This is a genomic window from Bartonella sp. AA56HLJMS (assembly GCF_042197145.1).
Lineage (GTDB): Bacteria > Pseudomonadota > Alphaproteobacteria > Rhizobiales > Rhizobiaceae > Bartonella.
Map to the genome: position 1 here is coordinate 166,914 of NZ_JBHIRL010000001.1, position 13,244 is coordinate 180,157.

Consider the following 13,244-nt stretch of genomic DNA (forward strand, 5'->3'; position numbering starts at 1 on the left):
CAGAAGAGTACCTTTAGATATCAAGATTGGCAACGCTTAAGGCATTGTCTTGAATAAAAATACGTCTAGGTTCAACTTCATCACCCATGAGACGAGAAAAGAGTGAATCTGCATCGGTTGCATCATTAATCTTTACTTGTAAAAGAGAACGTGCATTGGGATCAAGCGTTGTTTCCCAAAGTTGTTCAGCATTCATTTCCCCAAGACCTTTATAACGTTGAAGAGTAACACCTTTTTTACCGTTTGTAAAAATGCTCTCTAAAAGGCTCATAGGACCAAAAATACGCTCTGTTTTATCTTTGCGACGTAAAAGAACAGGAGGATGATATATGTCGATAAAATTTTGAGAAATGCGATCAATTTGGCGTGCGTCAGTTGAATTTATAAGTCCCACATCAAGCGTAACAACATCTTTAACACCACGCAAAATACGCTCAAAACATAAACTTCCATCTGCTGTATATTGTCCACTCCAACCTTGTTCCATATCATCAGCAATCAGATTAAGGCGGTGTGCTGTAGTATCTGCTATTTTTTGCGCTTTTTCTTGTGTTGCAAAGACTTCAAGATTAAAAGCGCCAGCAATTGCTGCTTGTTCAACAATATTACGGTCATAACGGGTATGAAGACCATTTAAAAGTTGACGTAATATACGAGCATCTTTAGCGAGTTGATACAAATCAGCCCCTGCACGAACTTCTCCCGTTGAAAGCTCAAGCGTTGTTTCTTCTAATCCAGTATCGATCAAGAATTCTTCAAACGCTGCTTCATTTTTAATATATTGGGAAGATTTTCCACGCGATACTTTATAAAGAGGAGGCTGAGCAATATAAAGATGTCCACGTTCAATCAACTCGGGCATTTGTCTAAAAAAGAAAGTGAGCAGCAGAGTACGAATATGGGCTCCATCAACGTCCGCATCCGTCATGATAATAATCTTATGATAACGTAATTTATCCGGCGAAAATTCATCCTTACCGATAGACGTTCCAAGAGCTGTAATAAGTGTTCCAATCATATCAGATGAGAGCATGCGGTCGAAACGTGCTCGTTCAACATTGAGGATTTTACCACGAAGGGGTAAAATTGCTTGATTTTGACGTGAGCGCCCACTTTTTGCTGAACCGCCAGCCGAATCCCCCTCGACAATAAAGATTTCTGATTTTGCGGGATCTCGTTCTTGGCAATCGGCAAGCTTTCCTGGTAGAGAAGTGATATCAAGTGCCCCTTTTCGTCTTGTAAGTTCACGTGCTTTGCGTGCTGCTTCACGTGCTGTTGCAGCTTCTACCACTTTACTAATGAGAAGTTTTGCTTCATGAGGATGTTCTTCCAGCCATATTGAAAGACCTTCATTGACCAAACTTTCAACAATAGGGCGCACTTCAGAAGAGACTAACTTATCCTTTGTTTGTGAAGAAAATTTTGGATCAGGAACTTTGACAGAAAGAATAGCTGTTAATCCTTCACGGCAGTCATCACCGGTTAAGTTCACTTTTTCTTTTTTAGCAATACCTGAAGATTCAGCATAGCCATTAATTTGGCGTGTAAGGGCACTTCTGAAACCTATCAAATGCGTTCCACCGTCACGCTGAGGGATATTATTGGTAAAACACAAGACCTTCTCATGATAGGAATCATTCCACCACAGGGCAACATCAACGCTCATACCATCCTTTTCACTTGCAATATAAATAGGAGTATCAAGCAGAGCTTTTTTTGATTGGTCAATATATTTCACAAACTCTATTAATCCACCTTCATAATGCAATTCAACGGATTTAATATCAGCATGACGCTCGTCAACAAGAAGAATATAAACCCCAGAATTTAGAAAAGCTAATTCCCGTAAACGACGCTCTAAAGTTTCAAAATCAAACTCAACCATAGTAAAGGTTTCAGAGCTTGGTAAAAATCTAATTTCTGTTCCACTTTCTTGATCGCAATCGCCAACAACTTTTAATGGAGCATCAGCTACCCCGTGGGTAAATGATATTTCATGAATTTTACCATTGCGTTTGATTTGCAATTTAAGCCAAACGGATAATGCATTCACAACAGAAACACCAACACCGTGTAATCCGCCTGAAACTTTATAAGAGTTTTGATCAAACTTTCCACCGGCATGAAGCTGTGTCATAATAACTTCAGCGGCAGAAATACCTTCTGTTGGATGGATATCTGTCGGAATTCCACGTCCATTATCACGAACAGAACAAGAACCATCAGCATGGAGTGTGACGTTTACAAGAGTTGCATGACCGGCTAAAGCTTCATCGATAGCATTGTCTACAACTTCATAGACCATATGGTGTAACCCCGATCCATCATCAGTGTCACCGATATACATACCAGGACGTTTGCGTACAGCATCAAGACCTTTGAGAACTTTGATAGAAGCGGCATCATAGTTATTGCTTTGTGCTGGTGAGGTTATTTCATCACTCATAAGTTAGTCCATTCCTGTGTTCAATTTACAATATTTTATCCGCTTTCTTTAAAGCTCAATGTTCTGATCAGTTATCTATGGAATAACCACATTAAATATTTACCGTATATCAGATCTAGATTCAATATCTGTCGATATATAATGGAGAGAATGATAAAATGATAGTGTACTGTTATGCTGTAAAACACTAGGGCGTGATATAAGGCGAATAAACACTTATGACTTATACAAAAAGCTGTTTCATAAACGATGCTATTTACTTTGTTTATTTTTGCATATGCGTAATGTTTCAGAATTAGTTATGCATTTTTGTGTTACACTAATAAAGGTCTCACTTGTTTTATCCATAAATCAATTTTTCAATCCTAATTCTACCATATATTTAAAACAAAGGTTGCGAGCTCTCTAAGCAGTTCAAACTTTTGTATGTTAGATTGAGGCGAAAATATTGTGTATATTGGTTTGTGTCATCTTTAAAATGTGAAAAAAGCTTCATTTGAGGAAAATATAAATGCGTAAATGTAAAAACACGTTTCCACGATCATCTTTTATATTCAACTTTACAATTTAAAAAAACGTCTACGGTGATATTTTTGAATAATGAGGGTAATGACGAATTATCTTACGCTTTTGTTTCTTGCATTCTCGTGAGGTTGCATCGCTCATTCAAAACAAAACGCCATTGTACTGTTTATTCACGCGCTTTTTTAAGGAGCATCTCTCAATGTTCCCAAACTCATTTTACAACGATGTTTGAATAGTATAACGCAAAATACCCTGTGAATACTACAAGATTTATGTCCCCCATCTTTCCCATCGTGACAATAAAGTGCAAATCAGAATCATCATTTTATTTTTCAGCTCTTAAATGTTGATGCAACCTTAATGTTGAGAAAACCCTCGGCATTTGAGGGGTATTTTTACTCTTTTCTTCAATAGTATCTATATACTTCCCAGGTTGTGATACGCAAGGAAATGGTCTTAATATTTTAAGATACGCAATAAAGTATATACAGCTTATTTCTTATATTAAAAAATTAAATCGCTTTTCTCTAAAATTACTTTTTATATATTCATTTTGGAAAATTAACATCAGAAATCTAAGCATTTTCAATGGTTTCAAAAATAGCAAGAATTTTATTTATTAAACGCCAGATATTTTGGTGAAGTGCGTTAGATAATAGTTAAGAAGTGTTGCATCTTAGTTTTGAAAAATGGGGGAGAGATTTTGAAAATAAAAAAATCTATATATGTGAAACATCTTCAATTGCGTTTACAGTACTTTTTATTCAATAATCCATACAATATTTTTATTCGTATTTTATTTGTAGCGGGGGGGGTTCTATTTTCCTCTTACGCAGAAGCTGAAAGGTTGCCTTCTTTTTTTGATTCGCATGAACATTTGGTACAACCTGATACAACGGATATCTTTCGTTTGCGTTTTGTAACAACTTTTGATTTTCCTCCTTTTAATTTTATTGATCAATCGGGGTATCTTGCAGGTTATAATATCGATTTATTGCGTGCTATTTGCTCAAAATTAAAATTAGAGAAGCTTTGTGAAATAGAAGTGATTCCTTGGAAAGAGCTTGTAGAACATGTTAAAAATGGTGGTGCAGAAGTCATTATTGCGGGTTTAAAAGAAACAAGTAAAACCCAGCAAGATCTTGTTTTTACAAAGTCATATTTGCGCTTTCCAGCGCGATTTGTTGCTTCTCGACGTTTAAATCTCGATGAGCCAATAAGCGATCAATTGATACATTTAACCAGTGGTGTTTTGTCTAAAAGTGTTCACGAAAAACTCTTTCAATATTATTTTCCTAAAGCCAAATGGCAAGGGTTTAAAAAGAGAGAAGAGCTCTATAAAGCATTACAAGAGCGTAAAATTGACCTTATTTTTGATGATGGATTTGCTTTATCATTATGGTTCAAAAAACAAAAATCTGTTGATTGCTGCCATTTTGTTGGGGGGGCATATATGGCGCCACAGTTATTGGGGCAAGGAATGCAGCTTGCTGTTGCAAAAAAGAATGAAAAATTGGTTGATATACTCAATTATGCGCTGAAATCTCTAGAAGAGGATGGTAAACTTACAGAACTTTATTTGCGTTATTTTCCAATAAGTTTTTTTTGATGAGTAGTTTTTTAATTAAGGGCTGTTAATCTTTCTGCGCCTAGTCGATAGGAAATAGCTTCTGCGAGATGATAGCGTGAAAGAGTATCTGATCCGTCAAGATCAGCAATTGTGCGTGCAACTTTGAGAATGCGATGATAAGCGCGTGCGGAGAGGTGCATTTTTTCACTCACATCTCGTAAGAGTATGGTCGCACTTTTATCAGGAATGGCAATCTGTTCTATAATTTTGGCAGGGCAATCGCCATTGGTACGAATATGATCAAACCCCATTGTTGAAAAACGTTTAGCTTGAATGGTACGGCACCGTGCGACGCGTTTGGCAACGTCGCAGCTTTTTTCTGATTGTTCTGGTTGCATAAGGTCCATAGCCGTCAAAGCAGGGACATCAATCCGTAAATCAATTCGGTCAAGCAGAGGACCAGAAATACGGGACTGATAATCGATTTGACAGCGTATCCCTTTAGGGCAAACATGGTCTTTTTCGCCTGCCATACCACAACGGCAAGGATTCATTGCGGCAATAAGTTGGAAGCGAGCAGGATAGCTAATATGGTGATTAGCGCGGGCGATAACTGACTCCCCACTTTCTAAAGGTTGACGAAGAGAATCAAGAACCTGTGGAGAAAATTCAGGCAATTCATCAAGGAATAACACACCATTATGAGCAAGGGAGACCTCTCCCGGTCGTCCTTTAAGCCCTCCACCAATCATTGCGGCCATGGAAGCAGAATGATGTGGGGAACGAAAGGGACAATGAAGTGAAATGGTATTATGAACCGTTTCTCCTGTAATAGAAGCAATCAGAGAGACATCTAAAAGCTCACGGCTATCAAGAGGTGGCAAAATGGAAGGTAAGCGTTGCGCTAGCATAGATTTTCCAGCACCAGGGGGACCTACAAACAAAAGGTTATGGCGTCCAGCAGCACAAACTTCTAAGGCACGTTTGGCTGTTTTTTGTCCTTTGATTTCGCAAAGATCTGGAAGTTCAGTTTCGATAGTATATTGGCGCGGTTGTGGACGTTTTTGAATTTGGGTCCCTTTGAAATGGTTGACTATAGTGAGCAGAGTCTCTGGGGCAAGAATATTTATTTCTGCATTTGCCCATGCTGCTTCAGGTCCACATTGGAAGGGACAAATTAGTCCTTTATCGAGTGATAAAGCTGTCATGGCAGCTGGTAAAACACCATTAACGGCGGTAAGTGAACCATCCAGTGATAATTCTCCTAAAATGACATAGTCTTGAGCTACTTCGGGAGGGAGGATTCCCATAGCAAGCATTAAGCCTACGGCGATTGGCAAATCATAATGCGATCCCTCTTTAGGCAAATCAGCTGGTGCAAGATTAATCGTAATTCGTTTAGTAGGCATAGAAAGTCCACAAGCGTGGAGGGCTGCTTGTACACGTTCACGGCTTTCTGCAACTGCTTTATCAGCTAATCCAACAATAGCCATTCCTATTTTACCAGACGAAATCATAACCTGTACATCGACAGGGACTGCCTCTAGACCGCGAAAAGCAACAGTTGTAATACGTGCGATCATTTATTTATTTTCCCCCTTTAGACTTGGTAGAGACAATCATATCTATTTATAAAAATCAAGAAGCATCTCTATAGCTTTTTTTATAGAGAGAACTATATACGTGGGCAGTTTTTAGCATTCCCATGGAAAGTCATTTGTACAAATTTAACCATGATGATATGGGACGCAATAAAACATTTATAATAAGCTAAATAAATATGTTAAGAAAAAAAGAATGAGGCTGTTCGTGTTATACAACAGTGCAAAATTTTATGAAAATATAAGGGGAGGATAACGTTATGTATCGCAGAGTGTTATTTGATGTGATAAAACGTGTAAAATGTGCAAAGTAATTATATTTACCTTTCTTATTTTTATATTATTTAAAGCGTAGTAGATGCAAAGTGTATTATAAGGTATCTGATTTTATGGTATACCAGACAAGAATTTTGTTAAAATCAGGGACTGTGCGCTGTGTATTTATAGGCTTGTGTTTTACTTTTTCTTTTTCACAGCCACTTGCTGCATTTGATTTTTTCGGCATCCCTCTTTTTGGTCAAAAGAAAACAAATTCTTCTTCACATTATGCCAAAAGTACAGAGAAATTTTATAAAGTTGATGTTGTTGCACCGCCAGGTGCACCATTAGAAGGTATAAAAATAGTTAAATCTGTTTCTTCTCTTGTTGCTGATAAAGAGAAAGCATCCGCCAGTTCTTCTGGTTTGCTCGCCAAGGCGCGTTCAGATTATCGAGCAATTCTTTCTGCTCTTTATGCTGATGGACGCTATGGTGGTGTTATTAGTATTAAAATTAATGGCTTAGAAGTCGCTGATTTAAGTCCGGTAACTCAACTTCCAGCACAATCGAATATCGTTATTACAATTAATGCTGGTCCACAATATGTTTTTAGTATTGCCAATATTGATAAAGTAGCTCCGTTTGAAAAACGTAAAGCGCATAAAATGCCCACAATTGAAGAATTGGGCTATAAATTTGGGGCTATTGCTAAATCTGAAACCATTTTGAAAGCAGAAAAATGGGCGATAGAAGGATGGCGGCAACAAGGTTATGCTAAAGCTAAAATTATGAAGAGTGAAGTCGTGGCTGATCATGCTACATTGCGTGTTGAAGGACGGATTGTTGTTGGTCCTGGACAAAAGGCTTATTATGGTCCTTTAAGTGTGCGTAATATAAGTAAGAAACCACGTGTAGATTCAGCTTATATCGCGTGGATGACCGGATTGAAACCAGGGCAGATATACGATTCTGATGCGTTAGCTAAGGCAAATGAACGTCTTGCGCGCCTTGGTGTTTTTCGTGCTATCAATATACGTGAGGCTGATACTATTAATCTAGATGGTAGTTTACCGCTTGCACTTGTTGTACAAGAACGTAAACCGCGTCGTTTTGGTGTAGGCGGTAGCTATTCAACTTTAGACGGTGCTGGTTTTGAGACTTATTGGATGCATAATAATCTTTTGGGTCATGCAGAGACTCTTAAAATTGAAACAAAAATAAGTGGTGTTGGTAGCAATAAAAAGCAATCATATAATTTTAAAAATTTTGATTATCTTTTCGGTGGTACATTTGTAAAGCCCGGTGTACTCACGCCAGATACAGATTTCAGATCAGAATTAAAAATACAACAAGATGTTTTAGAAAATTATACGACAAAAGCCATCAAAGGAAAATTAGGTATTACGCATATTTTTAATGGTAATCTATCGGGACAGGCTGCTGTAGAAGTTTCAAATGGTTATTCACGTGATATCTATTTTGGGAGCCGTAATTTTACAACAATCGGTTTCCCTAGCGGCTTGATTTACGATAGTCGTAATAATAAGTTTAATGCAACAAAAGGTTTATATGGTGAAGTTTTCATTGAGCCTTTTTATGAGATGCGTTTTAGCAACTTTGTTGCAAAAGTAACAGCAGAAGGTCGTTCTTATTGGGCGTTGGATGAAGGGGATCGTTTTGTTGTTGCTGCGCGGGCAAAGCTTGGTACAATTCTTGGGAATGATACAGCACAAGTACCCGCAAATACGCTTTTTTTTGCTGGTGGTGGGGGTTCTGTTCGTGGTTATGCTTACCGTAATATTGGTATCAAAACAGAAAATGATGGGGTTGTTGGTGGACGGGCGCTTATTGAGGGGTCAGCAGAATTGCGTGTTTCTTTAAATGATAAAATAGGGTTTGTCAGTTTTCTTGATGGAGGTTTAGTAGGGAAAAAGGCGAATTTTGATTTTTCTCAAAAAATTAAATGGGGAGCCGGTATAGGAGGTCGTTATATGACGGGTCTTGGTCCTTTACGCGTTGATTTAGCCTTTCCTTTAAAGAGAGAGAAGGGTGACCCTCGCATTGGTTTTTATGTGGGTATAGGGCAAGCATTTTAATGAAAAAAGGTGTACGTTTATCAGCTTTCTTCTTTGTATTTTTGTTTTTTGGGGTGGGTGGTTTTGTTTTTGCGCAAAGAGGAGACATTCTTCCCTCTAGCGAAATGAAAACAGATGATCGCTCATGGTTTGTTTCTTTAATTGAACGAAAGCTTTCAGCGCCTAATCGTCAAGTTCGTTTACACAATATGCAAGGGACACTGTCTTCTCAAACATCAATTGATACTATTACTGTCAGTGATAAAAAAGGGGTTTGGCTTAAAATTACCAATGCTAAAATGGATTGGAATCGTCTAGCGTTGCTGAGAGGGCGGATGGATATTAACCAGCTTTCGGCAGAACAGGTTACATTTTTACGCAAACCGCAAGGCAATTCTTCTTTTGTTTCTTCCCTTGAGACTGGTAAATTCTCTTTACCAAAATTACCGCTTGCTCTTTCTATCAATACGCTTACAGCTCAACATGTGACATTTGAACAGAATCTTTTTGGTTTTTCTGCTGATATGTCCTTAAAAGGCAATTTCACCTTGGCTGGTGGTAATTTTGATGTCGATATAGCGGCGCATCGTTTAGATGCACCGGGTTCTTTTTCTGTTCTCACCAAGATATCTGATAGTAATCGTACAGCTCAAATTGATATTTCTGCTAACGAACCACAAAATGGTATTTTGGCGAATATTTTTAACATTGAACAACGTCCAGCATTAAGTCTCGTCGTGAAAGGTGATGGTACTTTTGATGATTTGGTTATCAAACTTTCTTTAGAGTCCGATCATCATTCTATTTTAGATGGTAATGTTATTCTTGCAAGTGTTCCAGAAGGACAGAGTTTTTCTACGAAATTAGAGGGAACACTGAGCCCTTTAATACCTGTTCAATATCGTAGTCTCTTCGAATCTGATATAACATTAAAAGCAAAGGCAAGAAGAACAAAAGAAGGTGTGACACACCTTGATCAGATAGTTATTCAGAACAAAGCAATGAATGTTATAGCCAATGCTGAAATAACCGCTGATGGATTCTTGCGACGGCTTTTTGTTGATGGCAAAATGGCTCTTGATAACGAAAAGGAGTCTATTCATTTACCTATATCAGAAGTGCCAAAACCTGCGAATACTCTTGCTTTGAACATTGACTATGGTCGCGAAGGTCAACAATCTTGGAATGGGCGGTTGGTTGTAAATCATTTAAGCAATAAAAATATTTATATTCGCGATGCAATTTTTGATATGGGAGGAGTAAGCGAAAATCTTGATAATGCAGCTTCTCGTCATGTTGGTGTTCAGGTTAAAGGGACGCTTCAAGGGGTTAAAAAGATTAAGGGAGCGTTAGTAGAAAATTTAAGCCAAGCGGTTCATGTGCATTTAGATACGGATATTGTTTCGAACAAACCAATTTTGATTCATGATCTGAGTGTTACGGCTCAGGGTTTTTCTTCTTGGTTAAAAGGGACAATGGAGAATTTTGTTTTTAAAGGCGATCTCGGTTTAAAAGCTCAAACATTAACTCCTTTGGAAGTGTTCAGTAAACAATCACTTTCTGGTAATGCAGATATTAAAGCCAAAGGAACGATCAGTTTATTGAGTGGCATTTTTGATCTCCAATTATCAGGAATGGCTGACGATATGAAAATAGGCGTGCAGTCTTTTGATCGTTTATTCAAAGGAAATACTACTCTTTCAGGTGGCACTGCTCGAAATACAAAGGGCTTCACTTTACGTCATTTTAATTTGAAAAATCAATATACAAATATAGAGGCTAATGGTTATTTTTCAGATGAAAGCGCTAAAATGGATCTATCTGCTCAAATATCTGATTTGTCCAAATTAGACTCAAAGATAAGCGGTGCACTTACAATTCAAAGTACGGCGAGAGGGCGCAATAGCCATATAAAACTAAATACGCGTGCCCATATTTCTGAAGCATTAATTGTAGGGAAGAAACTTCAAAACACAACATTTAACATAGATGCATTTGTAGATAATACAGCACCAGTTACTTCTTTAACAGGGGTGGTAAAGGGTGAAGGAATTTTTGCTAAGAAACCTTTGCATTTATCGGCCTCTTTTGAAGATTCTCATAAAATTCGAAAACTTGAAAATATCGATATTAGAGGGGGAAGTGCAAAAATAACGGGTGATCTTTCTCAACAACTTGGCGGTTTTTTGAAAGGAGCGCTGCATATTGATGCCGATGATATTTCCGTACTTTCAGCGTTATTTTTGCAGGATGGTAGTGGAAAAGTAAAAGGAGATTTTATTTTTGATGAACAAAATGGCAGACAAAAAACCAATGTGAAGGCGCATGTTAACCATTTGAATTTTTCCAAGAATAAAATAAAAAAATTGGCAATAGATGCTGACATATTCGATCCTTTTGGCATGACTCAGTTTGAAGGAGTTATCAATGCAGAACATATTCAAACACCTTTGGTAATGGTCAATCGTTTAAATGCTCACGCTGATAGGAATAATGGACAAACGGTTTTTACTGTCCAGGCGACGTTGCATGATACTCTCAATGCACGGCTTTCTGGTCGTTTAATGGTTGAGGAACTTCCAGAAAGTATAAAACGAGAAGTGCAAATTGAAGCTGTGGACTTAAAACAACATACTTTTCATGCAACATTGCCGAAGCCATCTATAATCTCTTTTGATAAAGATGGAATGACAATCAATGAATTAGGAATTGCAATAAATGGGGGCAACATCATCTTAGCAGGAAATATTCAAGATACCCTGAATTTACAACTTACAATGAATGCCCTTCCTGCTACTTTAGTCAATTTGTGGAAATCCGATCTTGGTGCAGCAGGGAGTGTAACAGGGCAGGTTATGATTCGTGGTCATTTAAAAAAACCTGATATAACTTACGATATAAAAGGTGAGGGACTGACAACCGTTGCTTTTCAAGATAAAAAAATTATGCCTTTTTCTCTTTCTGCTACGGGAAACACTGTAGATCAAAATCTTACTTTGAATGCAAATTTAACAGGAGAAGGAGTACAAGCACAAGCTCAGGGGCGTGTATCTCTAGAGAAAAATGCGCTTGATCTTCGTATTAATTTGCAAAATTTATCTGCACGTTTGGCGAATGGTTTTATTGCAGGACAAGCGCTTGATGGGACAGTGATAGGTAAAGTTGATATTGGTGGAACAATGAAGGATCCATCTGCTCATTTTGAGCTTTCTAGTCAAAATTTAACCGCTATGACGCATAAAGGACCGATGTCAATCAATATAAATGCTCGTGGTTCTTATAAAAAATCGACATTTCATATTGAAAATATGATAGCTACTGGAGATAAAGGATTAGATCTTTCCATCCATGGGCCTGTATCTCTTAATGGTTCAGAGGCAAAATTAAACGTTAAAGGGATAATGCCTCTTGATTTTGTTAATCTCTTATTAGCTAAGCGTGGTGCACATATAACGGGTACAGCAAGAATTGATACAGCTCTTAATGGGTCATTATCAAAGCCACAATTGATAGGAAATATTTCTATAGGCGACGGTAGCTTTTTTGATTCACAAACAAATGTAGGATTAAATAATATAACAATTGAAGGCAAATTGAAAGGTGATCATATCCTTATAGAAAAAGCTTCAGCTTCTTCGTTTGAGGGGGGAGGAATTTCTGCTTCAGGTCGTATCTCTAATGATCTAGAGACAGATTTGATATTTCATCTTGATAATGCCAATTATAATGATGGTTCTATGATTCTGGCAACATTATCAGGTGAGATGACAATGACAGGTCATTTTTTTAATAGTCTTGTTCTTGGTGGTGATATCATCGTTGAAAAAGCTGAAGTTTTTGTTCCTGATCATTTTAAAAGTGCCAAGTTTCTTGATGTTAGAAATAAGAATTTAACTAAATCGATTCAAACAACACTTGAACGTGCTGATGTTAAGAACACGAACAAAAGCAAAAGCCGTATAGTTACACAAGAATCTTCATCTGTCGTGCTATCAAATATGCGTATTACAGCACGCAATCAATTTTTTGTACGCGGAAAAGGCTTAGATGCTGAACTGGGAGGACGCATTAATCTAGCAGGTCCATTGAATGATGTGCATCCAGTTGGTGAATTTAGAATGATTCGTGGACGTTTTGATATCTTGTCGCAACGTCTTAATTTTGATCAAGGACAAGCGAGTTTTAGTGGTAATCTTAATCCTACGGTTTATTTTGTAACCAACAATAACAGTGGTGATATTCGTGTCACTGTAACTGTAAGTGGGTCGGTTGATAATCTTGATATTAATTTTTCATCACAACCAAATTTGCCTCAGGATGAGATTTTGGCGCGTTTGATTTTTAAACGCTCTCTTAATGAATTATCACCATTTCAGATTGCTCAACTTGCAGCAGCAGCGGCTGATCTTGCAGGTAGTTCTAATACATCTTTGTTGAATACTTTACGAACTAAAATTGGACTTGATGATCTTGATGTTATCGTTAATGAGAAGGGGAATACAGGCTTACGTATTGGACGCTACATACACAATAATATTTATTTGGGCTTTGAAGCAGGGTCTGATGGAACGACGAAAGGGACAATTAATTTAGATATTTCGCGTCATCTCAAAGCTAAAGGTGCCATAGGAAATGAACAAAATTCTAGTATAGGTCTCTTTTATGAAAGAGATTATTAAAGATTGAATTTTAAAAAAACAATTTCTTCGTTTTTTGTCTCTCATTTCTAAATCTGAGGAAGGAGGCATAGACTAGAAATCCTATAAAAG

Annotated in this window: 5 protein-coding genes; 3 read left to right on the forward strand and 2 right to left on the reverse strand. The window is 37.5% G+C overall.

Going from position 1 to position 13,244, the window contains the following annotated elements:
• Positions 1-13: 13 nt before the first annotated feature.
• A complete protein-coding gene (gene gyrB / locus ACFINI_RS00670; protein ID WP_375611371.1) occupies positions 14-2,446 on the reverse strand; it encodes a DNA topoisomerase (ATP-hydrolyzing) subunit B in 2,433 nt (810 codons plus the stop codon).
• Between the two features lie 1,228 nt (positions 2,447-3,674).
• Between gyrB and ACFINI_RS00675 the strand changes: the two genes are divergently transcribed.
• Positions 3,675-4,580 carry a transporter substrate-binding domain-containing protein gene (locus ACFINI_RS00675; RefSeq protein WP_375638154.1) on the forward strand — a complete coding sequence of 302 codons (906 nt, stop codon included), beginning with the start codon at positions 3,675-3,677 and terminating at the stop codon, positions 4,578-4,580.
• A gap of 11 nt (positions 4,581-4,591) precedes the next feature.
• Here the strand turns inward: ACFINI_RS00675 and ACFINI_RS00680 are convergent, their stop codons facing one another.
• Positions 4,592-6,124 carry a YifB family Mg chelatase-like AAA ATPase gene (locus tag ACFINI_RS00680; RefSeq protein ID WP_375611373.1) on the reverse strand — a complete coding sequence of 511 codons (1,533 nt, stop codon included), beginning with the start codon at positions 6,122-6,124 and terminating at the stop codon, positions 4,592-4,594.
• A gap of 407 nt (positions 6,125-6,531) precedes the next feature.
• On the opposite strand from ACFINI_RS00680, the gene ACFINI_RS00685 reads away from it, so the two are divergent.
• Positions 6,532-8,496: an autotransporter assembly complex family protein gene (locus ACFINI_RS00685; RefSeq protein ID WP_375645391.1), complete on the forward strand. Its 1,965-nt coding sequence runs from the start codon at positions 6,532-6,534 to the stop codon at positions 8,494-8,496.
• Positions 8,496-13,154: a translocation/assembly module TamB domain-containing protein gene (locus tag ACFINI_RS00690; RefSeq protein WP_375645392.1), complete on the forward strand. Its 4,659-nt coding sequence runs from the start codon at positions 8,496-8,498 to the stop codon at positions 13,152-13,154. The genes ACFINI_RS00685 and ACFINI_RS00690 overlap by 1 nt, the downstream gene beginning before the upstream one ends.
• Positions 13,155-13,244 lie beyond the last annotated feature (90 nt).

Bases quoted from the DNA above. Each gene is read 5' to 3' on its own strand.
- gyrB (WP_375611371.1), bottom strand. From the start codon at position 2,446: ATGAGTGATGAAATAACCTCACCAGCACAAAGCAATAACTATGATGCC.
- ACFINI_RS00690 (WP_375645392.1), top strand. From the start codon at position 8,496: ATGAAAAAAGGTGTACGTTTATCAGCTTTCTTCTTTGTATTTTTGTTT.
- ACFINI_RS00680 (WP_375611373.1), bottom strand. From the start codon at position 6,124: ATGATCGCACGTATTACAACTGTTGCTTTTCGCGGTCTAGAGGCAGTC.
- ACFINI_RS00685 (WP_375645391.1), top strand. From the start codon at position 6,532: ATGGTATACCAGACAAGAATTTTGTTAAAATCAGGGACTGTGCGCTGT.